27 protein-coding genes are annotated in these 22,628 nt (G+C 35.7%); 25 read left to right on the forward strand and 2 right to left on the reverse strand.

From position 1 onward, the window contains the following. Positions 1–3: 3 nt before the first annotated feature. The 12 genes from C1724_RS05480 (at position 4) to C1724_RS05535 (ending at position 10,572) form a co-directional block, all read left to right on the forward strand. Positions 4–417 carry a stage V sporulation protein AB gene (locus C1724_RS05480; RefSeq protein ID WP_374703440.1) on the forward strand — a complete coding sequence of 138 codons (414 nt, stop codon included), beginning with the start codon at positions 4–6 and terminating at the stop codon, positions 415–417. 21 nt (positions 418–438) lie between these two features. Continuing rightward, positions 439–897, forward strand: coding sequence for a stage V sporulation protein AC (gene spoVAC / locus C1724_RS05485; RefSeq protein WP_102345705.1), 459 nt, complete (start codon positions 439–441; stop codon positions 895–897). 13 nt (positions 898–910) lie between these two features. Next, positions 911–1,918: a stage V sporulation protein AD gene (gene spoVAD, locus C1724_RS05490; protein WP_102345706.1), complete on the forward strand. Its 1,008-nt coding sequence runs from the start codon at positions 911–913 to the stop codon at positions 1,916–1,918. Positions 1,919–1,920: 2 nt separating this feature from the next. Further along, positions 1,921–2,271 (forward strand): stage V sporulation protein AE, encoded by a 351-nt coding sequence (gene spoVAE, locus C1724_RS05495; protein WP_102345707.1) that lies wholly within the window; start codon positions 1,921–1,923, stop codon positions 2,269–2,271. Positions 2,272–2,283: 12 nt separating this feature from the next. Further along, positions 2,284–2,859, forward strand: coding sequence for a stage V sporulation protein AE (locus C1724_RS05500; protein ID WP_102345708.1), 576 nt, complete (start codon positions 2,284–2,286; stop codon positions 2,857–2,859). Beyond that, entirely contained in the window at positions 2,840–4,342 is a 1,503-nt protein-coding gene (locus tag C1724_RS05505) for a spore germination protein (protein ID WP_102345709.1), read from the forward strand. The genes C1724_RS05500 and C1724_RS05505 overlap by 20 nt, the downstream gene beginning before the upstream one ends. 244 nt (positions 4,343–4,586) lie before the next feature. Continuing rightward, positions 4,587–5,906 carry a diaminopimelate decarboxylase gene (gene lysA / locus C1724_RS05510; protein ID WP_102345710.1) on the forward strand — a complete coding sequence of 440 codons (1,320 nt, stop codon included), beginning with the start codon at positions 4,587–4,589 and terminating at the stop codon, positions 5,904–5,906. Between the two features lie 177 nt (positions 5,907–6,083). Beyond that, on the forward strand, positions 6,084–7,739 hold the full coding sequence (locus C1724_RS05515) for a glutamine--tRNA ligase/YqeY domain fusion protein (RefSeq protein ID WP_102345711.1): 1,656 nt from the start codon (positions 6,084–6,086) through the stop codon (positions 7,737–7,739). Between the two features lie 191 nt (positions 7,740–7,930). After that, positions 7,931–8,389, forward strand: a complete 459-nt coding sequence (locus tag C1724_RS05520; protein WP_258000281.1) for a C40 family peptidase — start codon at positions 7,931–7,933, stop codon at positions 8,387–8,389. Between the two features lie 136 nt (positions 8,390–8,525). Beyond that, positions 8,526–8,960, forward strand: coding sequence for a peptidylprolyl isomerase (locus C1724_RS05525; RefSeq protein WP_102345712.1), 435 nt, complete (start codon positions 8,526–8,528; stop codon positions 8,958–8,960). A 156-nt stretch (positions 8,961–9,116) separates the two neighbouring features. Next, positions 9,117–10,037 (forward strand): S-layer homology domain-containing protein, encoded by a 921-nt coding sequence (locus C1724_RS05530; protein ID WP_102345713.1) that lies wholly within the window; start codon positions 9,117–9,119, stop codon positions 10,035–10,037. A 193-nt stretch (positions 10,038–10,230) separates the two neighbouring features. Further along, positions 10,231–10,572: a GNAT family N-acetyltransferase gene (locus C1724_RS05535; RefSeq protein WP_102345714.1), complete on the forward strand. Its 342-nt coding sequence runs from the start codon at positions 10,231–10,233 to the stop codon at positions 10,570–10,572. A gap of 94 nt (positions 10,573–10,666) precedes the next feature. Here the strand turns inward: C1724_RS05535 and C1724_RS05540 are convergent, their stop codons facing one another. Both C1724_RS05540 and C1724_RS05545 read right to left on the reverse strand, forming a co-directional pair. Next, positions 10,667–11,185 (reverse strand): DUF309 domain-containing protein, encoded by a 519-nt coding sequence (locus C1724_RS05540; protein WP_102345715.1) that lies wholly within the window; start codon positions 11,183–11,185, stop codon positions 10,667–10,669. A gap of 153 nt (positions 11,186–11,338) precedes the next feature. Then, on the reverse strand, positions 11,339–11,434 hold the full coding sequence (locus tag C1724_RS05545; RefSeq protein WP_102345716.1) for a YjcZ family sporulation protein: 96 nt from the start codon (positions 11,432–11,434) through the stop codon (positions 11,339–11,341). A gap of 147 nt (positions 11,435–11,581) precedes the next feature. Between C1724_RS05545 and C1724_RS05550 the strand changes: the two genes are divergently transcribed. The 13 genes from C1724_RS05550 (at position 11,582) to ccsA (ending at position 22,572) form a co-directional block, all read left to right on the forward strand. Continuing rightward, a complete protein-coding gene (locus tag C1724_RS05550; RefSeq protein WP_102345717.1) occupies positions 11,582–12,280 on the forward strand; it encodes a nucleotidyltransferase domain-containing protein in 699 nt (232 codons plus the stop codon). 91 nt (positions 12,281–12,371) lie between these two features. Next, positions 12,372–13,139, forward strand: coding sequence for a segregation/condensation protein A (locus C1724_RS05555; RefSeq protein ID WP_180994126.1), 768 nt, complete (start codon positions 12,372–12,374; stop codon positions 13,137–13,139). Next, the gene (gene scpB / locus C1724_RS05560) at positions 13,129–13,716 is read left to right on the forward strand and encodes an SMC-Scp complex subunit ScpB (protein ID WP_102345719.1); all 588 of its coding nucleotides are present in this window, start codon (positions 13,129–13,131) and stop codon (positions 13,714–13,716) included. Before C1724_RS05555 ends, scpB begins: the two co-directional genes overlap by 11 nt. 90 nt (positions 13,717–13,806) lie before the next feature. After that, entirely contained in the window at positions 13,807–14,220 is a 414-nt protein-coding gene (locus C1724_RS05565; RefSeq protein ID WP_102345720.1) for a hypothetical protein, read from the forward strand. Between the two features lie 157 nt (positions 14,221–14,377). Then, positions 14,378–14,869: a DUF3907 family protein gene (locus C1724_RS05570; RefSeq protein WP_102345721.1), complete on the forward strand. Its 492-nt coding sequence runs from the start codon at positions 14,378–14,380 to the stop codon at positions 14,867–14,869. 113 nt (positions 14,870–14,982) lie between these two features. Beyond that, the gene (locus tag C1724_RS05575; RefSeq protein ID WP_102345722.1) at positions 14,983–15,879 is read left to right on the forward strand and encodes a superoxide dismutase; all 897 of its coding nucleotides are present in this window, start codon (positions 14,983–14,985) and stop codon (positions 15,877–15,879) included. A gap of 161 nt (positions 15,880–16,040) precedes the next feature. After that, positions 16,041–17,192, forward strand: a complete 1,152-nt coding sequence (locus tag C1724_RS05580; protein ID WP_102345723.1) for a D-alanyl-D-alanine carboxypeptidase family protein — start codon at positions 16,041–16,043, stop codon at positions 17,190–17,192. Continuing rightward, the gene (locus C1724_RS05585) at positions 17,185–17,784 is read left to right on the forward strand and encodes a nucleoside recognition domain-containing protein (RefSeq protein WP_102345724.1); all 600 of its coding nucleotides are present in this window, start codon (positions 17,185–17,187) and stop codon (positions 17,782–17,784) included. Before C1724_RS05580 ends, C1724_RS05585 begins: the two co-directional genes overlap by 8 nt. Continuing rightward, positions 17,781–18,311 carry a spore maturation protein gene (locus tag C1724_RS05590; RefSeq protein WP_102345725.1) on the forward strand — a complete coding sequence of 177 codons (531 nt, stop codon included), beginning with the start codon at positions 17,781–17,783 and terminating at the stop codon, positions 18,309–18,311. The genes C1724_RS05585 and C1724_RS05590 overlap by 4 nt, the downstream gene beginning before the upstream one ends. 138 nt (positions 18,312–18,449) lie before the next feature. Then, entirely contained in the window at positions 18,450–19,184 is a 735-nt protein-coding gene (locus C1724_RS05595) for a pseudouridine synthase (RefSeq protein WP_102345726.1), read from the forward strand. 60 nt (positions 19,185–19,244) lie between these two features. Further along, positions 19,245–19,766, forward strand: a complete 522-nt coding sequence (gene resA, locus C1724_RS05600) for a thiol-disulfide oxidoreductase ResA (RefSeq protein WP_102345727.1) — start codon at positions 19,245–19,247, stop codon at positions 19,764–19,766. Between the two features lie 16 nt (positions 19,767–19,782). Next, positions 19,783–21,372 carry a cytochrome c biogenesis protein ResB gene (gene resB / locus C1724_RS05605; protein ID WP_102345728.1) on the forward strand — a complete coding sequence of 530 codons (1,590 nt, stop codon included), beginning with the start codon at positions 19,783–19,785 and terminating at the stop codon, positions 21,370–21,372. Positions 21,373–21,387: 15 nt separating this feature from the next. Beyond that, positions 21,388–22,572 (forward strand): cytochrome c biogenesis protein CcsA, encoded by a 1,185-nt coding sequence (gene ccsA / locus C1724_RS05610; RefSeq protein WP_102345729.1) that lies wholly within the window; start codon positions 21,388–21,390, stop codon positions 22,570–22,572. Positions 22,573–22,628 lie beyond the last annotated feature (56 nt).

The following is a 22,628-nucleotide window of genomic DNA, read 5'->3' on the forward strand; positions in this document are numbered from 1 at the left end:
ATTTTGTTGGTTATCTCAGTAGGATTCGCAGGTGGGATAGCTGTTGGATCAGGATTTGTAGCTTTTCTAACGGTGCTTGGAATTATACCAAGGTTAATGCAATTAACAAAGACAATGAAATATATTCGTTCCTATGAGTGGAGTGTAGTAGTAGGAGCAGCGTTTTTTAGTTGGCTTAGTTTAGATGAAATTATTTTTAGATTTTCACCAATGCTCGTCATGCCGATTGGTTTAGTAGATGGTATCTTCGTAGGCATGCTAGCAGCTGCGATTACCGAAGTCGTCAATGTATTTCCGATATTAGCCAAAAGAATTGGGGTTCAGGATAAAATAGTTGTTCTTATTATGGCTATTGTTTTTGGGAAGATTTTAGGATCAATGTTTCACTGGATTTATTTTGTCGATCTTTTAGATTAACTTTAAGGGAGGCATAAAAAGGTGAATGAAAAAATATCCAAAGAGAATTATAAATCGCAAATTAAGCCTTTCCAGCCTGCGACTCCATACTTGCAAAATGGTCTAAAAGCGTTTTTAGTTGGTGGTTTTATTTGTATGCTAGGTCAAGGTATTCAGAATTTCTATATGACATTTTTTGATTTTACCGAAAAAAGTGCTGGCAACCCAACAGTAGCTACGCTAATTATTATTGCTTCTTTATTAACTGGACTTGGAGTCTATGATAAAATCGGTCAATTCGCAGGTGCAGGATCATTGGTTCCAGTCACTGGATTTGCTAATTCTATGACTAGTGCTGCACTTGAACACAAAAGTGAAGGTCTAGTATTAGGGATTGCAACGAACATGTTTAAGTTAGCGGGATCTGTCATTGTCTACGGGGTAGTAGCTGCAACTTTGATTGGCTTTCTTCGTTATTCAATAAAACTTTTACTATCATAAAGGATGATTGAAAATGAGGTTAATTGGAAAACAATCTTGGTTGTTTCAAAATGAAATCTATGTGTATTCCACAGGAACCGCAGTTGGTCCAAAAGAATCGGAGGGGCCATTAGCACATACCTTTGATGTGAAGTATGATGATTTGCATTGTGGTGAAAAAAATTGGGAACGAGCTGAGCGAAAATTAATGGAAGACTCGATTCGGTTATGTTTAGAAAAAGTAAATCTTAGTGCAACAGATGTTGATTTTTTTCTGGCTGGTGATTTATTAAATCAAAATGTTACCTCCAATTATGTTGCAAGAGAGAATAAAATACCGTTTTTATGTATGTTTGGTGCCTGTTCAACATCAATGGAAACATTAGCCGTGGCCTCTACACTTATTGATGGAGGTTTTGCAAATAGAGCTTTAGCCGCGGTTAGTAGCCACAACGCGACAGCTGAACGCCAATTTAGATACCCAACAGAATATGGGGGTCAAAAGCCTAATACAGCTACATTTACAGTGACTGGTGCGGGTGCAATATTAATCGGCAAAGAAAAAGGACCGGTTAAAATAACTGCAGCAACGATCGGAAGAGTAACTGACTACGGAATTGGTAATCCGTTTGATATGGGATCAGCAATGGCACCGGCTGCAGCTGATACCATGATAAGTCATTTCCGTGATTTAGGTAAAACCCCTAGAGATTATGATCTAATTGTTACTGGTGACTTATCTGGGGTAGGAGCACCTATTTTAAAGGAAATGATGTTTCGTGAAGGATTTGATATTCATAAAAACTATAACGACTGTGGATTAATGGTATATAGATCTGATCAGGAAGTATTTGCGGGAGGAAGTGGGTGTGCTTGCTCAGCAGTGGTTACGTATGGGCACATCATTCAACAACTTAAAGAAGGGCATTTAAAACGTGTTTTAGTGATTGCAACGGGTGCGCTTTTAAGCCCGATTATGATTCAGCAGAAAGAGACTATTCCAACGATAGCCCACGGTGTTGTGCTTGAAAGGGTTGAGTAAAAGTGGATTATATCATTGCTTTTATTGTTGGTGGATTAATTTGTTTAATTGGCCAGTTATTATTAGACAAATTCAAACTAACTCCTGCACACGTAATGACCTCATTTGTAGTAGCAGGTGCAATATTAGATGGATTTGGTTTATATGATAAATTAATCGACTTTGCGGGTGCAGGTGCCACCATTCCAATTTCTAGCTTTGGCCATTCATTATTACATGGTGCAATGGCATCGGCGGAAGAACACGGATTTATTGGGATCGGCATGGGTATTTTTCAATTAACTTCTGCTGGTATTTCTTCAGCCATTTTATTTGCCTATTTAGTAGCGCTCATCTTCCAACCTAAGGGATAAAGGTGATATCAAATGAAAAGAAAAGTTATTTTAGTTACAGATGGAGATGAATATGCACATCATGCTGTATTAAATGCCGCGAAAAAAGTAGGGGGACATTGTATTTCCCAATCGGCAGGCAATCCAACAACGATGAGTGGCAGTGAAATGGTTAGACTTGCGAAGAAAACAATTGACGAACCTGTATTTTTGATGTTCGATGACAGTGGTTTAACTGGGGAAGGAAGTGGTGAAAGGGCTTTAAAATATGTTGCAACACATCCAGATATTGAAGTGTTAGGTGTCATTGCAGTTGCATCTAAAACAAGGTATGCGGAATGGACACGTGTAGATGTTTCCATAGATCGCGACGGTAACCTTACCGAATTCGGGGTTGATAAAAGTGGATTGCCTGATATTGAAATTGGACGAATAAACGGCGATACCGTCTATGTGCTAGATCAACTAAATATACCGATAGTTATCGGTGTGGGTGATATCGGAAAAATGTCAAGATATGATTCACTCGAGAAAGGATGTCCTATAACATTGCAAGCTGTTGAGTTGATATTAGAGAGGAGTGGTTTTAATGACAACTCAAGTGAATAAAGATAAAAGGTGTATTTCACCAATCGTAGTCGAAAATGAAGAATACCTAAAAGATCGAATAGGTATTGGAACAAGTTTTGATTTAGGTGTTCGGAAAATAAAGGTCTTAAAAAAGAATGTTCATATATATTTTTTAAATGGACTATGTGATACGTCCTTTATTATTCAATTGCTTAAAGAAATTGTTGAAATCAATGATAAAGAAAAAAGTTATGAGTCAAATGCTAAAGATGTAATTGAAAATAGATTAATTCATCAACAAGTTGAAATAGGCAAGGATATGGACAAGGTAGTTGACCAATTATTATCAGGCTTAATAATTATTATGGTTGAAGGTGAGAATACCTGTTTTATTGTTGATGTTAGGAGTTATCCAGGTCGATCTCCACAGGAGCCAGATACTGAAAAAGTTATTAGAGGTGCTAGAGACGGATATACAGAGAATATCATAGAAAACACTGCATTGACACGTAGACGCATCCGTGATGAAAGGCTCCGCCACGAAATTTTCCAAGTCGGAGAACGTTCTAAAACAGATATATGTATCGCTTATTTACAAGATGTAGCCAATCCTGAACTAATTGAAATCATTAAAAAAGAAATAAAAGCCATTGAAATTGATGGAATTCCAATGGCAGATAAAACAATTGAGGAATTTTTAGTAAAGCAAGGCTGGAATCCATATCCTCTGGTACGTTATACAGAAAGACCAGATGTAGCTGCCACTCATATTTTGGAGGGGCATGTGATTATCATGGTAGACACTTCTCCAAGTGTAATCATTACGCCAACTACATTATTTCATCATGTACAGCATGCTGAGGAATATCGACAAACACCTGCCGTTGGGATGTTTTTAAGATGGGTTCGATTTTTCGGCATTATTGCTTCGCTCTTCCTTGTTCCTTTATGGTATTTGTTTGTGCAGAATCAAGGTCTATTGCCAGATGCATTAAATTTTATTGGCCCAAATGAGGATGATTATAATGTTCCGCTAATTTTGCAAATTATTATCGCAAACTTAGGGATCGATATGCTCCGGATGGCTGCCATTCATACACCTACACCATTGTCAACTGCAATGGGTTTAATTGCTGCAGCGTTAATAGGTCAAATCGCCATTGATGTCGGTTTATTCTCAGCAGAAGTCATTTTATATGTAGCTGTTGCAGCGATAGGTTCGTTTGCTACGCCAAGTTATGAGCTTAGTGTCGCTAATAAACAGGCAAACCTATTTTTACTTTTGGCAGTATTTTTATTTGGGGTTCCAGGATTTGTAATTGGATTAACCCTTTATATCCTGTTCTTAGTTTCTATTCGCTCATTAAATACACCTTATCTATGGCCATTTTTGCCATTTGATCTTCATGCTGTAATACAGATTCTTTTCCGAGTATCAGTACCTGTAAATAGAACTAGACCGCAAATTACGCATCCTCGGAACAAGAAAAAACAGCCTTCAAGAAAGCCTGTATTAAACTAATCCGTACTAGTAGTTGATATGTCTATTGCAACAATAGATGTCCTATGATAAATTTAATGTAACTAGTATAAACAGTATTGAACATAATTTAAGGATCAAACTACATTTTCATGTAATAAAATACGACATTTGCTAGCTGGCAAATGTCGTATTTTATACTTTATAAACTTAAAAGAGACTAAGGTATAAGAAGAACAAACGTAATCAGTCAAGTTTTTCTAATATTTTGAAATGAGGGGAAAATATGTATTTGCATGGAACTAGTCGCATAAATGATCAAGGACATCTAGAAATCGGTGGAATAGACACAGTATATTTAGCTAAAGAATATGGTACGCCCTTATTTATATATGATGTAGAATTAATGAAAAAGAGAGCTAGAGCATTTAAACAAACCTTTGAAAGACATGAGGTTAAGGCTCAAGTAGCATACGCAAGTAAAGCTTTTTCAACAATTGCAATGATACAGCTCGTGGAAGAAGAAGGGCTAAGTTTAGATGTTGTCTCTGGTGGGGAATTATTTACTGCTTTAGCTGCCAACTTTCCTAGTGAACGTATTCATTTTCATGGAAATAATAAAAGTATTGAAGAAATTAGGATGGGCGTACAAGCTGGAATTGGTTGTTTTGTAGCGGATAACTTTTATGAACTTACTTTGTTAGAACAAGTAGGTAAAGAGTTCGGAAAAACGGTATCGGTATTATTGAGAATTTCTCCAGGAATTGAAGCCCATACCCATGATTATATAATGACAGGACAAGAAGATTCTAAATTTGGTTTTGATTTAACAAGTGGTCAAGTTGAGAAAGCAATTGAGATAGCAAGAAAATCCCCACATATAGAACTTTTAGGTATTCATAGCCATATTGGTTCGCAAATTTTTGAAACAACCGGCTTTATTCTGGCAGTTGATAAAATTTTTTCTGCTATAGAGAAATGGTTTAGTGAGCTAAATTATGTTCCAAAAGTATTAAACTTAGGCGGTGGTTTCGGAATTCGTTATACAGAAGAGGATGATCCTATCCAGCCTGAACAGTATGTATCTGCAATTATTGATAAGGTAAAATCGCATGTTAATAATCTTAAGATTGAAATGCCTGAGATTTGGATCGAACCTGGTCGTTCTATTGTGGCTGATGCAGGAACAACTCTTTATTCAGTGGGGTCAAATAAAGATATTCCGAATGTTAGAAAATATTTAGCTGTTGATGGTGGAATGAGTGATAATCTGAGACCTGCTTTGTATCAAGCGAAATATGAGGCAATGTTAGCAAACCGTGCAAATGATCCGGTTGAAGAAACTGTTTCAATTGCAGGAAAATGCTGTGAATCAGGAGATATGCTAATTTGGGATTTGCCGCTGCCAAAAGCGATGCCAGGAGATTTGTTAGCTGTATCATGTACAGGTGCTTACGGTTATTCCATGGCTAACAATTACAATCGAATTGCAAGACCTGCAGTAGTGTTTGTTGAAAACGGAGAAGTGCAATTAGTAGTTAAACGGGAGACATATGAAGATATAATTCGATTAGATCTTCCTTTAAAAACGAAAGTTAATAATTAATTAGCAGACGGCTGCAGTAGCAGCCGTTTTTATTTGGAAATAATGTTCATATTTTTGTATAGAGTATTGTCAACTGTTTTATACTAAATTATTGACTAATATGATTAAACATGGAAAAGCATGAAAATTTATGTTATAAATAATAACATCATATAGGGTTTAGAAAGGTTGAGTATAATGGAAGAAAATAAACAAACCTCATCAAACTTCATCAAAAATATAGTGATTGAGGATCTTAAAGGCGGGAATTATGATGGAATCATTACACGATTTCCACCTGAGCCAAACGGTTATTTACATATCGGTCATGCTAAATCCATTGTATTAAATTTTGAATTAGCAGACGAATTTAAAGGGAAAACTAATTTGCGGTTTGACGACACTAATCCATTAAAGGAAGATACAGAATATGTAGAGTCCATTAAAGAGGATGTCAAGTGGTTAGGTTATGATTGGGACAATTTATTTTTTGCATCGGATTATTTTGAAGAGATGTTTGAACGAGCAATCATTCTTATTAAAAAAGGAAAGGCATATGTGGATGATTCTTCACCAGAAGAAATCCGTCAAATGCGTGGTACGCTTAAAGAACCAGGTACAGAAAGCAAGTATCGTAATCGAACTGTAGAAGAAAACCTAGACTTATTTCAAAGAATGAGAAATGGTGAATTTAAAGATGGGGAAAAAGTTCTTCGGGCAAAAATTGATATGTCCTCCCCAAATATTAATTTGAGAGATCCGGTACTATATCGGATTAGCCATTCATCACATCATAACACAGGAGATAAGTGGTGTATTTACCCGATGTATGACTTTGCTCATCCACTTGAAGATGCGATTGAAGGTGTTACACATTCTATTTGTACATTAGAGTTTGAAGATCATCGGCCATTATATGATTGGGTTGTCGCTGAATGTGAAATGGAAAAGGTTCCAAAACAAATTGAGTTTGCACGGTTAAACATAACTAATACGGTAATGAGCAAACGTAAATTAAAACTGTTAGTTGATCAAGGCTATGCGGATGGATGGGATGATCCACGAATGCCTACAATCTCAGGGCTAAGAAGAAAAGGATATACGCCTGAATCAATTCGAGCATTTTGTCGCGAAATTGGGGTTGCACGGAGCTATAGTACGGTTGATGCTCAAATGCTTGAACACTTTGTTCGCGAAGATTTGAAACTAAAAGCTCCTAGAACAATGGGAGTCATTCGACCATTAAAAGTTATTATAACTAATTATCCTGAAGGACAGGTAGAATGGTTAAATGCTGAGATAAATCCTGAAAATCCTGAAATGGGCTTTCGGAAAATTCCTTTTTCGAGAGAAATATATATTGAGCAAGAGGATTTTATGGAAAATCCACCGAAAAAGTATTTCCGATTATTTCCGGACAACGAAGTACGCTTAAAGCATGCTTATTTTATTAAATGCCATGATTTCATTAAAGATGAAAATGGTAACGTTATTGAGATTCATTGTACATATGATCCTGAAACGAAGAGTGGGACTGGGTTTACTGGTCGTAAAGTAAAGGGAACGCTTCATTGGGTTGATGCAACTCATGCTAAAGCCGCGGAATTTAGAATATATGAGCCATTTATTTTGGATGAAGAGCAAGAAGAGGATAAAACATTTTTGGATTATGTAAATCCTAATTCACTCCAAATACTTAATGGTTTTGTTGAACCTAACATGTCTGATGCTAAGCCACATGATAAATTTCAATTTTTTAGACATGGCTATTTTAATGTTGATCCGAAGTATACAACTGATGAAAAGCTCGTATTTAACGAAATTGTTTCATTAAAAAGCTCATTTAAATTGTAAAATAACTGATAATAAGCGATGACCACTGACAAGAAATGTCAGTGGTCATTTTGTTTTTCCATTTTATTTACAAAAATGTTACAAAACGATTAAAAAATCATTTTTGTAAATTTATCGACAGGAATTTTCGAGCTTTTGTAGAAATATATGATTATTGAAAAAAATTAGTCATAACTACGGGAGGTGAAATAGTGAAGAAAGTCCTAGCTACATTTGTAATCTTAATTCTTACTAGTGTTTTTAGTACAACAGCTATGGCGGCAAAAGAAGAAACCAATATGGTCGAAGAGGTAATAGAAAGTGCTAAAACATACATAGGAGTGCCTTATAAAACAGCAGGGAGCTCACCAAGTGGATTTGATTGTTCAGGCTTTGTGAATTATGTCTTTGAAACTGAAAACGGTATCAATACTGAACGACAAGCTGCAACTCTCTATAAGCAAGGTACCAGTGTAGAAAAGGCGGAGTTAAAAAAAGGAGATTTAGTTTTTTTTAATACATCAGGTTCTAGGATCTCTCATGTAGGTATTTATACAGGGAATAACGAGTTCATCCACGCATCTTCTTCTAAAGGTGTTATGATTTCTAGTATAAATGATCCGTATTATTGGGGTTCCCGCTATATCGGTGCAAAACGAATTCTTGAATAATACATAAAAAGTAGGGCAAAAGCTCTACTTTAGTTTTCCGTAAAATGTCGATCTATGGAAATGAACATTCCATTTTTTTATTTTTATGATAAATAGTGTAGAATAGAATGGAATACATTTAGGAGGTATACATACAATGAAAAAAGCGTCAATTGAATTTGAAAATGGGGAAAAAATCGTTATCGAACTTTTTCCAAATGAGGCACCAGGAACTGTAGAAAATTTTGAAAAACTCGCTAAGGAAGGATACTATGACGGTCTAACTTTCCATCGTGTAATTCAAGGTTTTGTTGCGCAAGGTGGTTGTCCAGTTGGAAACGGAACTGGTGGTCCTGGCTATACAATCAAATGTGAAACTGAAGGAAATCCTCATAAGCATGTAGCTGGTGCATTATCAATGGCCCACGCAGGAAAAGATACAGGCGGCAGCCAATTTTTTATTGTCCATGAATCACAACCACACTTAGATGGGGTTCATACAGTTTTTGGACAAGTTATTGAAGGTATGGATACTGTGTTAAGAATCCGTCAAGGTGACGTGATGAAGGAAGTAAAGGTTTGGGAAGAATAAATCACTTTAAACTCTTATCATTTTTATGATAAGAGTTTTTTTTTACCTTAATATATTTCCCTTTTAAAGAAGATTTAACTATTTTTTTAACTATAACTGACAGTTATATAAATGCACTAAAAATCAAATTATAGTTAGTGAAAGGGGGAATTAAAATTGAACAAGAAATTACTCACTATAGTTTCAACAGTAATCGTAGCAGGTGGTTTAGCAGGATGTGGGGCAGCAAATGATGAGGCTGGTAGAGATACTAACAATGGTATAAGTCCTGTAGGATATGAAAATAACGACAATAACTTTGGCTTGTTGAGAGTAAATACTGCAGATGATACAACAGGAACAGATACAACAGGAACAGATACAACAGGAACAGATACAACGGGAACAGATACAACAGGAACAGATACAACAGGAACAGATACAACGGGAACAGATACAACGGGAACAGATACAACGGGAACAGATACAACGGGAACAGATACAACAGGAACAGATACAACAGGAACAGATACAACGGGAACAGATACAACAGGAACAGATACAACAGAAGATACTGATGCAGTAGAAGAGGCACAACAAGCTGCAGAAGATGCAGAAGAAGCGGCTGAAGATGCAGAGGAAGCTGCAGAAGATGCTGAACAAGCAGCTGAGGAAGGTAATTTAAGTCAAGAGCAAGAAACAGGATTAGCAGGAAATCAAACAGATTTCACTGATATCGAAGGTAACTGGGCTGCAGATGATATCAAAGCTATCCGAGATTATGGAATGATGACTGGTGTGGGTGGTGGTAAATTCGAACCTGACCGTGGAATAACTCGCGCTGAAGTAGCGGCCACACTCATGAAGTTAATTAGACAGGGCTATATAGTAGTAGAAACAGCTGAAGATACAACAGGTGGAACAGAAGCAGCAGACGACACAGCGACTGAAGATACAACAGGTGGAACGGAAACAGCAGACGACACAGCGGCTGAAGATACAACAGGTGGAACGGAAGCAGCAGACGACACAGCGGCTGAAGATACAACAGGTGGAACAGAAGCAGCAGATGACACTGCAACAACACCTGCCACTTAAAATCATTAAAAAAGTTTTAAAACAAACAGCTAAGCCATTTGCTTAGCTGTTTTTATAATAATGTTTAGTATGTAGATGTGATCAAGATAAAAATTAACCATTGATTACAATTGTTGAATCGGGTAAAATTTTGGTTAGCAATAATAGTATTATTTCATATGCTGTAATGATCAATTAATAATGAGGGATTCATATGTTGATACGTTATAAAAAGAGTTATGAAAAACTTGCCATGGGCTTACTCTCTTTCATGCCTGCTGAAAAAGATATCAAAAATCTTCAACAAACAATAAAATTATATGAAAATGGGGAGAATTGGCAGCTATTTCTATATAAAGAAGAGGATATTATTGGTATAGTCGGAATTAGGTTAGAAGAACAAACTGCTACCCTTAAACATGTGAGTGTTAATCCGTCTTATCGCGGCCAAGGAAAAGGTAAAAAAATGTTAACAGAATTACGTGAACTTTTGGGAAATGAAGTAGATATTATTCCAGATGAATACACCATACACTTTTTCAATAAATGTAAATAAATAATTAAAACCAACAACGAACCCACTCGTAATTTTATGGGTTCTGTTGTTTCTTCCTGGCCAATCAAAGTAAAAGAATTATTTATTTCCCCGTTTACTGTTTTTCTTCCCGTAATTTCTTTTGTTTTTCCCGTTCTTTTATTATTTCTGTGCGATCGCGGAGACGGTGTTTGTGCACTAATGATTCGTTGTACAAATCACTTGCACTTCCCCACTTATAACCTAATTCCTCGCAAATTTTCTGACATGTATTAAGAAGTACTTGGTCATCTATTGGAATATTAAAACTGTAATAAGCTGTATGGCTTTTAATTTCATAAAGCCTTTTTTCCAATTTATTAATAAACTGCTTGTTGATTCCATATTCATTAAGTATGTTAATATTTCTATTTAAGATCGAGATAGCTTTAGTCAAGGTTCTTTGGGCTCCGTTCATATTTCCGTTTCTTTGGTGGTAAAGTGCAACGGCCACTTGGATAAGGCCAACCCAAAATGAGTTGCGAATTTGGTTTCCATCTTGTTTCCAATATTCTTCAAGGACTTCATGACATTCGAAATAATCACGTGGTCCATGAAAAAAAACGAGATAGTCTATATATGCTTTTGGATACATAGCTATATTCCACTCCTTTTTCCCTGTTCTCATTTGTTAAATATAAAACCATGATAGTGGAAAATAGGGTAATGTGCAAAAATTCTACTTTTAAAACATAAATAAAATAGAAGAAGTGCCCGAAATAGGCACTTCTTCATTACTTTTCACATTTTAAAACCAAGCAGCTCCAACGATAATTAACAAAATGAACAATACAACAATTAACGCGAAACCTCCGCCATATCCAAAACCTGCAGTTCCACTCATTTATAACATCCTCCTTCATGTTTTTATAGCTTACGGTATTAACATATGAAAATTAATAGTTCCTGTATAGGCAGGTATCAGGGAATTACTAAAAATTCACCAAATTAGGCGATTTACATAAATTATCCAATGGAGGGAGGAGTTTTAATGAAATTAAAACCATTAGATGCTGCTAACCGTTTTATAGAAGAAATTTATCCAAACAGTTCAATTGTGATATTAGCAGGCAGCGTAGTTAGGGAACAATCTACTTCTAGTTCTGACCTTGATATTCTAATTATTGATGAAACTGAAAATACTATGAGCAGGAATTGTTTTGAAAAATTCGGGTGGCCAATCGAAACATTTGTTTATAATATAGAAAGCTTTTATACTTTTTATGAAGGAGATTGCTTACTCGGAAATCCCATACTACCACGAATGTGCGCTGAAGGTATCATTCTTAAAGGTGGAGAAATGGCGAGACAGCTCCAAGCTGAAGCGAAATTAAGGCTTATAGATGGACCGTTACCTTGGACTGAAGATCAAATTAATTATTCACGTTATATGATTACAGATTCCTTGGAAGATTTAATTGGTTCGGAGGATGAAACGGAATCGCTTTTTATTACAAATAAGCTAGCAGAATTGGTTCATGAATTTATTTTGCGGACAAATCAAAAATGGACAGGACAGGGAAAATGGCTTGCTCGAGCCTTTAGGCAATATGATGAACAGCAGGCAACTGAATTTTTCAATCGATTTAATGAGTACTATAAAGGTAGAAAGAAACACTTATTAATTGAATATATTGATATGATTCTAAAACCATATGGTGGCAGACTTTTCAACGGTTATCGACAATGAATTTTTTTCCACCTATAGAAATTGCTCATTTTTTGCTATTATAAATTTAGTTTGAAATTTGCTATAGAGAATATTTGTTGGTGGGATGCAGATGGAATATAACGTAAAGATAGATGCGTTTGAAGGACCTTTAGACTTACTTTTACATTTAATTAATCGCTATGAAATAGATATTTATGATATCCCAATGGCACAAATAACCGAGCAATACTTACTTTATATACATGCCATGCAAGAGCTACAACTTGATATCGCAAGTGAGTATCTTGTCATGGCTGCAACTCTTTTGGCAATTAAGAGTAAGATGTTATTACCAAAGTCTGAAGATACGATTGCGGAGGAATTGGGTTATGACTCTGAAGAGCTAGAAGAAGATCCTAGAGATGAGTTAATGCGCAGACTTTTAGAGTATAGAAAATATAAAGAAGCGGCGATACAACTAAAGGAATATGAAAAAGAACGGAGTCAGCTATACACGAGACCGCCTGGTAATTTAGCTCCCTACATTTCTGATCAAAGCGAAAACCCCATATCTGATGTTTCATTATATGATATGTTAAGTGCTTTACAACATTTGTTGAAAAAGAAGAAATTAAAAGAGCCTAAAATGACTAAAATACAACGACAAGAAATTCCAATTAGGCAAAGGATGGAGGAAATACTAAAAGAGTTGGATCAGGCAAATGGAAGGATGAATTTTTATTCGTTGTTTCCGATTAATGACCGTAGCCACATTGTTGTTTCGTTTCTAGCCATCCTGGAATTAATGAAAAAAAATGCAATCAAGTGCGAACAGGAAAAGAATTTTGAAGATATTTTTATTTACAGCAATGAAAGGGCAGTGAATTATGAATCTTGATCAAATGAAGGCTGTGGCCGAAGGATTATTATTCGTAGTAGGTGACGAAGGAATAGAAATATCACAGCTAGCAGATGTCCTGCAAATAAGTGAATTAGTTGCAGTCGAGTTGTTAGAAGAATTAAAAAGAACATACTCTAATTCTGATCGGGGAATTGATATTGTTGAGGTAGCTGGTGTATATCAACTCACTACTAAACGAGAACATGCTCCTTACTTTCAGCGGTTGGTTGAGTCACCTACTACCTCAACGTTGTCACAAGCTGCATTAGAAACATTAGCAATTATAGCCTATAAACAACCAATAACAAGAGCTGAAATAGAAGAAATTAGAGGTGTTAAGACTGACCGCCCTTTAGCAACTTTATTATCTAAATCTTTGATAAGAGAGGTTGGGCGGGCTGAAGGGACTGGAAGAGCAATCCTCTATGGAACTACAAAATCTTTTTTAGAATATTTTGGTCTAAAGGCATTGCAAGAACTGCCACCATTGCCTGAAAAAATTGACGAAACTGAGGTTCAAGAGGAAGCGGACCTGTTTTATGAAAAATTCCAAGAAACTTTTCAAGATGAGTAATATCAACGTGGGATTTCTATTGTTAATATGTTAAACTAATATTGGTCTTAAATTATTAAAGGTGTTAATTGATGAGGTGAGTGTGCGAGGATGATTATAAAAGAAGTGGTTGGATATGAACTAGAAAAAGCACAGCCAAATACGTCAGAAGATTTTTTTAATCGTTCAGATGTTACTTTTGAAGAGAACGGAATCGAGAAGACTTTCCATCTTCTTTACCTTCGTTATTTTGATGAAACCTTTTCGGAGTTTGTTCCATTCTTAGAAGATCCACTTTTTAAAGTGGAAGGCAAGGAAATTTTCTTTAAGGATATAATAGGTCTTGTATGTATGCTCAAAAATCCTGATTTTAGAAATCGAAAAAGAGTTTATATTAATGATAAGATTGAGCTCTTAAAGTTGTGTGATGGAATCGACTATGAGAAGTTACCAGAAGTTCTCAAAGCTATAAAAAACGGAGGATATGAGTTGCGCTCTCCGCTGCAATTTATCAAACAACCGTAAAATTACATACAAATATTAATTAAAGTAATTAATTGATAAAAAAAAACAAATTCCCCTTTGCGTACTATTATTTTATAGTATAATTAGAAAAATCAGAAATCATTATTTGGATATTAGAAAATGAATTTATTTCTAAAACTCATAGTGGAGGAATGTCATGAGTAATAGTTTAGTTCAATCTCAGAGTAGAAAAGTACAAGACTTTTTAGAGGAAGCCGTAAGTAAAATTGGAGGTTTCCTAAATAATACTACTTTAGATACATTAAAGACAGAAAAGCCTGAGGGAACCGAAGAATATTACACTGCATTACTTTCTAGCCTCCGAAGGCTTTGTGTGTTCTGTGAAGAAGGCCTAGACGGTAGTAAAGTTATATTAAACAGTGAAACATTTCGCAATGGCGCTGCTGAAAAAATGTTATATTGGGTGCACCATCATTGCATCCAAGAGTTTTATTCACCTCGTTTAGATAAATGGTATGAGGATAGTAGAAGTGCATATACAGGTAAAAACTCGATTAAATTTCGTGAAGTTGTACCGGAATCTATCCAGGATTTAATTAGATCTCTAGAAAAAAGTTTTCAAGAAATTCGTGAAGAATTAGAGTATTATGAAACAGACTATAAAACTAAAATCGTTCAAAGTAAATAATCTTAAATAAAAAAGCGCAATGGCTTACCATTGTGCTTTTTTATTTATTAGTTATTAACAATTCCAAATATTAATCATAATATAAACCGATTAAACCTGGAAGGAGTCTAAAAATGGCAATAAATGAACATCATAAATACCTTATGGATGTTAAAGAATGGTCTAGTGTGGTTGACCAATTATTAAAAGAAAATAATATAAAAGATGAATCATTTTTAAACTGGAAACAACAAATTGATCAATTAATCTTCGAGTTAGAAAATTTGCAAGACCAATCTATGCTTGATGAAGAGAAAATGACAGAAATTCAAGAACAGACAAGAACAATTTACGAGGATCTACAACAACGTTATCTACATCAAGAAAATCGTCTGGCTGACCAAAAAGTCAAGCCAGGTGGACATACGTTACCACCATTACCATATTCATACGATGCGCTAGAGCCTTATATTTCTGAAGAAATTATGAGACTTCACCATGATAAACATCACCAAAGCTATGTTGATGGATTAAATAAAGCCGAAAAAAAGATGAAAGAAGCAAGAGATAAAGGGAATTATGATCTAATTAAACATTGGGAACGTGAAGCAGCATTTAATGGCTCTGGTCATTATCTGCATACCATATTTTGGAAGAATATGAGCCCGAATGGTGGTGGTAGTCCACAGGGTTCATTATTAAAACAAATTAATGTGGATTTTGGTAGTTTCGATGACTTTAAAACTCACTTTAGTGAAGCTGCCAATAAGGTGGAAGGAGTAGGTTGGGCTATTTTAGTATGGTCACCAAGATCAAGAAGATTAGAAATATTACAATCCGAGAAACATCAACATTATACCCAATGGGATACTATTCCATTGTTAGTTCTTGATGTATGGGAGCATGCTTATTATTTACAATATCAAAACGAGCGTAGCAAATACATTGAAAACTGGTGGAATGTTGTGAATTGGGACCACGTTTATTACCGGTTTCAGAATGCTAGAAAACTAAAGTGGGAACCGTATTAAACCAATTGAGGGATCTCTATGAGATCCCTCTATCGGATAGGTTGAAATAACCCTTCTTTGATTACTGTATGTAATGCGATGTCCTCTTTAGTTTCTTTGTCATAACCAACCATGTCCTGCATAAACTTGTACTAACAACAAGTAAGGGACGTGAAGTTGAAATGCTTGCATTGAAAAAGGTAATCCTTTTACATATTATACTTGTTTTATGTCTGACGAATTTTCCGATACAGGGATCTGCTTTTTCACAAGTTTCCTCGCAAACTGCCATTTTAATGGACCAGGAAACAGGTCGAGTTTTATATGAAAAGTCGGGTAATAAAGTGATGAGAATAGCAAGTATTACTAAGATCATGACAGCAATCTTAGCGATTGAATCAGGAAAAATGGACGAAATTGTTCGGGTTAGTAAAAATGCGGTGTATACAGAGGGATCTTCAATATATTTAAAAGAAAATGAGAAAATTAAATTAGAAGATTTAGTATATGGTTTAATGTTACGTTCAGGTAATGATGCCGCTGTCGCTATTGCAGAATATGTGGGTGGTAGTGTGGACGGATTTGTATTCTTAATGAATCAAAAAGCGCGGGAAATAGGTATGAGGAATACTAATTTTGCTAATCCCCATGGGTTGGACGACCATGAAAACCACTACTCAACTGCATATGATATGGCATTGTTAACGAAATATGCAATGGAAAGCGAACTATATCAAAAAATATCAGGAACAAAAGTTCATCGTGCTCCAAATCCAGGGGAGAAATGGGATCGCGTATGGAAAAACAAAAACAAACTCCTAACAAGTCTTTATGAATATTCTACAGGTGGGAAGACCGGTTATACGAAACGCGCGAAGCGAACATTAGTATCAACAGCTGAAAAAGATGATCAAAAACTGATAGCGGTCACACTGAATGGACCTGATGATTGGAATGATCATATCGCAATGTTTGAATGGGGATTTGCGGAATATGAAATGGTAAAGCTCATGCCTAAAGGGTTACTCCATTCAATAAAAGATGATTTTTATAAAGGGAAGTTAGTGGTTAAACGGGATTTCTTATTTCCTTTGAAAAGTGATGAAAAAAACTTAGTAAAGGTAGAAATCTCGTTAATAAAACCGAATTCAAATTGGAGAGAGGTAGAAGATATTCCAAGCCCTGTTGGTAAAGTAAGCATCTCCTTGAAAAATAAAGAAATAGGAGTACTACCGATTTATTATGATGAAAATGGACGTGTTAACGAAGAAACGTGGTTTTCGACCATTAAAGACTTTTTTCTCTCTATGATTGGAGTACGATTAAATGGTTAATGTCATTTGGGTATCTATGACCGTTATTGGTATTATTTTCGCGATTATAAATGGTACGATTGAAGAAGTTAATGCCGCAATCTTTGAAGGTGCAAAAGAAGCCGTCACAATTTGTATAGGCTTAATAAGTATTTTAGTTTTTTGGTTAGGCCTAATGAGAATAGCTCAAGAGGCAGGTTTGCTAACAAAATTGGCACGGATTTTTCAACCGCTAGTAGTAAGACTTTTTCCGGAGGTGCCAAAGGATCATCCAGCTATGGGATATATATTATCAAATATGATTTCGAACTTATTTGGTTTAGGAAATGCTGCGACACCTATGGGAATTAAGGCTATGGAACAATTAAAGAAGTTAAATGGCGATAAAAATACAGCTAGCCGATCCATGATCACCTTTCTTGCGATAAATACATCGAGCTTAACATTAATTCCAACGACAATTATTGCTATTCGCATGAATTATGGCTCTCAAAACCCAACCGATATTGTTGGAACAACTTTGGTAGCTACATTGATTTCTACAACAGGGGCTATTTTAATAGACAGGTATCTGTATTATCGAAGAGTTAAGAAAGGAGGAAACCGAAGATGACAGTTATATCATTAATTTCACTTTGGTTGATTCCTGTTTTGATCGGGTTTATATTAGTATATGGCACTTTAAAAAGGGTTCCTACTTACGAAATGTTTGTTGAAGGTGGGAAAGAAGGGATTCAGATTGCTTTTTCAATTATTCCTTATTTAGTAGGGATGCTAGTAGCGATAACTGTATTCCGCGCTTCAGGTGCATTGGACTTTTTCATTGATCTTATTCGTCCGGCACTATTAAGTTTAGGAGTACCTGCAGATGTAGTACCGTTAGCAATAATTCGTTCTATCTCAGGTAATGCAGCTTTGGGAATGACATCTGATTTAATAGCTACTCATGGACCGGATTCTTTCATTGGACGATTAGCATCAACAATGCAAGGAAGTACTGATACGACTTTATACGTACTGACAGTCTACTTCGGAGCAGTTGGAATTCGAAAAATGGGTGATGCTTTGAAGGTAGGATTGCTAGCTGACTTTGTAGCTTTCATTGCTTCAATTATTGTAGTAACTTTAGTATTTGGATAAACGTTGTGAAAATAATTCACAACGTTTTTATTTTTGAAAAATTACAAAAAGATAAACAATTCTCTTTTATGAATAATATTGAACTTGTAGCTTGAGAATTGGGTATGATAGAAGTAAGATGGATTCTGAGGTGAAAAAATGGAACGTTTACAAAAAGTAATTGCGCAATCTGGGGTAACATCTAGAAGAAAAGCAGAACAATTAATCATTGAAGGTAAAGTAACGGTAAATGGAAAAGTTGTGAAGGAGCTTGGTACAAAAGTATCTTCCAAGGACAGAGTTGAAGTTGAAGGAATACCAATTACAAGGGAAGAACCTGTGTATTATTTATTCTATAAACCGAGGGAAGTCATTTCTGCTGTTACAGATGATAAAAATAGAAAGGTTGTAACAGAGTTTTTTCCAGAAGAAAAGAGACGTATTTTTCCAATTGGCAGATTAGATTATCATACATCCGGTCTACTATTGCTTACGAATGATGGAGAGTTTGCTAATATTCTAATGCATCCTAAATATAATATAGACAAGCTCTATGTAGCAAAAGTCAATGGAATTCCTACTCGTGAACAACTTCGAAAGCTAGAAAAGGGAGTTCATTTAGAAGACGGAAAAACAGCTCCTGCGAAAGTGAAAATCCTTTCGGTGGACAAAAAGAAAAGTACATCTATTGTTCAAATTACGATTCATGAAGGAAGAAATCGGCAAGTTCGAAGAATGTTTGAAGCTATAGGATTTAAAGTCCAAAAATTAAAAAGAGAACGATATGGCTTTCTAGATCTAAGCGGTCTATCTCCGGGGGATTCTCGGGAATTAACACCACATGAAGTAAAACAATTAAGAAATTTAGCTGTCACACAACATTCACATATATAACACTATGTAAATAATGTTAAGTGTTATACTTAACAATAGATTCAACGGGGAGAGGGTTATATGAAAAAAAATCGATCTGTTATTCGTTCGGTTATTCTACTCATCTTACTTGGTGCACTAGGATTTACACTATATACTAACTTTTTTACTGAAAAAGAGTTGGTTGGCATAGGGGATCAGGCTCCGAATTTTATACTAAATGATTTATCTGGAGAGCCGATAGAGTTCGATAGTCTTCGCGGTAAAGGCGTGTTTCTAAACTTTTGGGCTACATGGTGTCCACCTTGTGAGGAAGAAATGCCATATATGGAAAACATGTACCATCAATATAAAGACAAAGGGGTAGAGATTCTGGCGGTTAATGTTGGGGAATCTAATCTTGCAGTCGAAAATTTTGTGAATCGAAAAGGATTAAGTTTCCCAGTTTTAATGGATTCTAATACGGAGGTATTGGAGACGTATGGTATAAACCCATTACCAACAACCCTTTTGGTTGATAAGAATGGGGAAATTATAGATATTATCACAGGTTCTCTGACAGAAGAAGCCATTATGAATCATATGGAAAGAATTAAACCATAGGGTATGGGGGCTCATCATGAATAAGGTAAAATGTGAGTGTGGACATGTAAATCCACATGGAACGGTTTTCTGCGAATCATGTGGGAAATCATTTGATAATAATGAGAATGAAAGCTTATTAGATATGAGATATGAGGGAAGTGCTAGACGTTCCCAAACTTATAAAAAAACTTTCGTTGATAGTATTTGGAATTTCTTTTCTTCCGTTAAGGTTGGTGTATGGCTGATCGTAATAACATTATTAGCATCAGCCCTTGGAACGCTGTTTCCACAAGAAATGTACATACCACCAACTATAACACCGGATGTATTTTATGAACAAGAGTATGGAATCTTAGGTAAACTATATTATCAGCTTGGCTTCCATAACTTATATGGTTCTTGGTGGTTTATGATTATGGTAGCATCCATCGCCATTTCCCTTGTGATCTGTTCACTTGATCGGGTTATTCCGCTATATAGAGCACTAAAAAAACAAGGTGTTACTAGACACCCGAACTTCTTAAAAAGACAGCGCTTATTTGCAACCCTCTCAATTGGTGAAGAGGCACCTAAGCAATGGGTCGAGGAACTAAAAAAGAAGAGATATAATGTTCGTGAAGAAAATGGCAATATTCTTGCAGAGAAGGGCCGTTTTTCTAGATGGGGACCCTATGTCAATCATATCGGCTTGATCATCTTTTTAATTGGAGCTATGCTCCGTTTCTTTCCTGGTATGTATATTGATGACGTTTTATGGCTGCGTGAGGGAGAAACTAAGCCGGTGCCAGGTACAGAGGGAAAGTACTATCTGAAAAATGAAGAATTTATTATGGAAGTGTATGACGAAAAGGATAATGTTAATGTCGGAATGGGAATGCCGAAAAACTACCAAACGAATGCAGTTCTATATGAACGGATTGATGAACCAATACCAGGTACAACTCCTGAGCTAAAAGAAGTAAAAGAACATAAAATACGAGTCAACGAACCAATCAAGTTTGATGATTTTGCTTTGTATCAAGTGGATTATAAGTTAAACGAGTTTTTTCGAATGAGCTTTAGTCTTACTGAAAAAGAAACAAATAAAGCTGTTGGAGATGTTGATATTAATCTTGAAGACCCTGAATCTGTATACGATATAGGTAAAGGATATAAGGTAGAGATTATGAGTTATTTTCCAAACTTCTATTTTGATGAAGAAGGAAATCCGGCAACACGAAATAGATTACCAAACAATCCAGCTTTTATTTTTAAAATGTTTTCACCATCCATACCTGAAGGTGAAGTCAGCTTTGTTGGCATTCGAAATACAGCAGAGCCATTTGGGGAAAACAAGTATAAAATGGCCTTTAAAGCTATGGAAACACGAAATGCAACTGGATTAACAGTCAGATTAGATCGTACTTTAGGGATTATCGTAGTCGGTGGAATTATCTTTATGATTGGTGTGATTCAAGGAATGTACTGGAATCACCGTCGTATCTGGATTCAAAAAGTAAATAATGAGATCTGGGTGGCAGGTCATACCAATAAAAATTGGTTTGGTCTAAAAAAAGATCTAGCTACTATTTTTGAAGGGACGACGCTACTAAAATCAATTGAAGAAAATGAAAAAGGAAAGTAAGGAGGATGAACTAGGTTGGTGCAATTAAGTAGTAATTTATTATATACTGCCTTTGTTTTGTACTTGGTAGCAACTGTCTTTTTCGCTGCTTCTATTCGTGATAAACAGTCAAAATCAAACACGAATAAGTGGGAAAAGCTTGGAATTACTGTTACCATTATCGGTTTTATAGCACAAGTAGGGTATTTTATCATAAGATGGATTGCAGGTGGACATGCCCCAGTTAGTAATCTATTTGAATACACTACTTTCTTTGGAATGATGCTTGTTCTTTCCTATATTTTAATTTATTTCTTATATAAAAACACATTAATCGGTGTTTTTGCGATGCCAGTAGCAGTGTTAATTATCGCTTATGCAAGTATGTTTTCACGTGAAATTTCACCGCTTATTCCAGCATTGCAAAGTCATTGGTTATATATTCATGTTACAACAGCAGCGCTGGGTGAAGCTGTATTAGCTATAAGTTTTGTTGCTGGGTTGATTTATTTAATTCATCAAGTTGACCAAACAAAAGCAACTAGAAAGACATTCTGGCTGGAATGCATCTTATATGGAATATTAAGCGTCATTGGGTTTGTGATTGTTACAACTGCATTTAAGGGTGCAGATTATGAGGTTTCGTTTAAGTGGATAAATGAAACAGGTAGTGAAGCTGAAATTGTCTATAATATGCCAGCAATAGCAGGTCCTATGGATGGAGAGATGCTGTCTGAAGGATTTGGTCCTGTGTTTGAAACGCCATCTTGGATGAATGGAGCGAATGCTCCAAAGAAGTTTAATACATTAGTATGGTCATTGTTTTCCGGATTAATCCTTTATGGCTTAGTGCGATTATTACTAAGGAAAAGAATAGCTGCAGCGATTCAACCGTTACTAAAGGGTGTCAATCCTGAATTAGTAGACGAGATAAGCTACAGGTCTGTTACGATCGGGTTTCCGATATTCTCGTTAGGAGCTTTGATATTTGCGATGATATGGGCACAAGTAGCCTGGACAAGGTTTTGGGGTTGGGATCCTAAAGAAGTCTGGGCACTGATAACATGGCTCTTTTATGCTGCGTTTTTACACTTACGTCTTTCAAAAGGCTGGCATGGTGAAAAATCGGCATGGTTAGCGGTTGTGGGTTTTGCCATTATTATGTTTAACTTAGTAGCTGTTAACTTAGTAATTGCCGGCCTTCATTCATATGCATCTTAATAATATTTATATTTTATGTCATAATATTGTTGAGTATAGGTTTGTAATTATTTACA

The sequence above is a fragment of the Bacillus sp. Marseille-P3661 genome, assembly GCF_900240995.1.
GTDB lineage: Bacteria > Bacillota > Bacilli > Bacillales > Bacillaceae_J > OESV01.

Excerpts from the sequence above, each read along its gene's own strand:
- resB (WP_102345728.1), top strand. The coding sequence starts at position 19,783 with ATGAATAAGGTAAAATGTGAGTGTGGACATGTAAATCCACATGGAACG.
- C1724_RS05500 (WP_102345708.1), top strand. The coding sequence starts at position 2,284 with ATGAAAAGAAAAGTTATTTTAGTTACAGATGGAGATGAATATGCACAT.
- C1724_RS05540 (WP_102345715.1), bottom strand. The coding sequence starts at position 11,185 with ATGTATCCAAAAGCATATATAGACTATCTCGTTTTTTTTCATGGACCA.
- C1724_RS05570 (WP_102345721.1), top strand. The coding sequence starts at position 14,378 with ATGAGTAATAGTTTAGTTCAATCTCAGAGTAGAAAAGTACAAGACTTT.
- C1724_RS05555 (WP_180994126.1), top strand. The coding sequence starts at position 12,372 with ATGGAATATAACGTAAAGATAGATGCGTTTGAAGGACCTTTAGACTTA.
- C1724_RS05565 (WP_102345720.1), top strand. The coding sequence starts at position 13,807 with ATGATTATAAAAGAAGTGGTTGGATATGAACTAGAAAAAGCACAGCCA.
- C1724_RS05585 (WP_102345724.1), top strand. The coding sequence starts at position 17,185 with ATGGTTAATGTCATTTGGGTATCTATGACCGTTATTGGTATTATTTTC.
- C1724_RS05535 (WP_102345714.1), top strand. The coding sequence starts at position 10,231 with ATGTTGATACGTTATAAAAAGAGTTATGAAAAACTTGCCATGGGCTTA.
- C1724_RS05590 (WP_102345725.1), top strand. The coding sequence starts at position 17,781 with ATGACAGTTATATCATTAATTTCACTTTGGTTGATTCCTGTTTTGATC.
- C1724_RS05545 (WP_102345716.1), bottom strand. The coding sequence starts at position 11,434 with ATGAGTGGAACTGCAGGTTTTGGATATGGCGGAGGTTTCGCGTTAATT.
- lysA (WP_102345710.1), top strand. The coding sequence starts at position 4,587 with ATGTATTTGCATGGAACTAGTCGCATAAATGATCAAGGACATCTAGAA.
- C1724_RS05575 (WP_102345722.1), top strand. The coding sequence starts at position 14,983 with ATGGCAATAAATGAACATCATAAATACCTTATGGATGTTAAAGAATGG.
- C1724_RS05550 (WP_102345717.1), top strand. The coding sequence starts at position 11,582 with ATGAAATTAAAACCATTAGATGCTGCTAACCGTTTTATAGAAGAAATT.
- C1724_RS05515 (WP_102345711.1), top strand. The coding sequence starts at position 6,084 with ATGGAAGAAAATAAACAAACCTCATCAAACTTCATCAAAAATATAGTG.
- scpB (WP_102345719.1), top strand. The coding sequence starts at position 13,129 with ATGAATCTTGATCAAATGAAGGCTGTGGCCGAAGGATTATTATTCGTA.
- C1724_RS05580 (WP_102345723.1), top strand. The coding sequence starts at position 16,041 with ATGCTTGCATTGAAAAAGGTAATCCTTTTACATATTATACTTGTTTTA.
- C1724_RS05505 (WP_102345709.1), top strand. The coding sequence starts at position 2,840 with ATGACAACTCAAGTGAATAAAGATAAAAGGTGTATTTCACCAATCGTA.
- spoVAD (WP_102345706.1), top strand. The coding sequence starts at position 911 with ATGAGGTTAATTGGAAAACAATCTTGGTTGTTTCAAAATGAAATCTAT.
- C1724_RS05595 (WP_102345726.1), top strand. The coding sequence starts at position 18,450 with ATGGAACGTTTACAAAAAGTAATTGCGCAATCTGGGGTAACATCTAGA.
- C1724_RS05525 (WP_102345712.1), top strand. The coding sequence starts at position 8,526 with ATGAAAAAAGCGTCAATTGAATTTGAAAATGGGGAAAAAATCGTTATC.
- resA (WP_102345727.1), top strand. The coding sequence starts at position 19,245 with ATGAAAAAAAATCGATCTGTTATTCGTTCGGTTATTCTACTCATCTTA.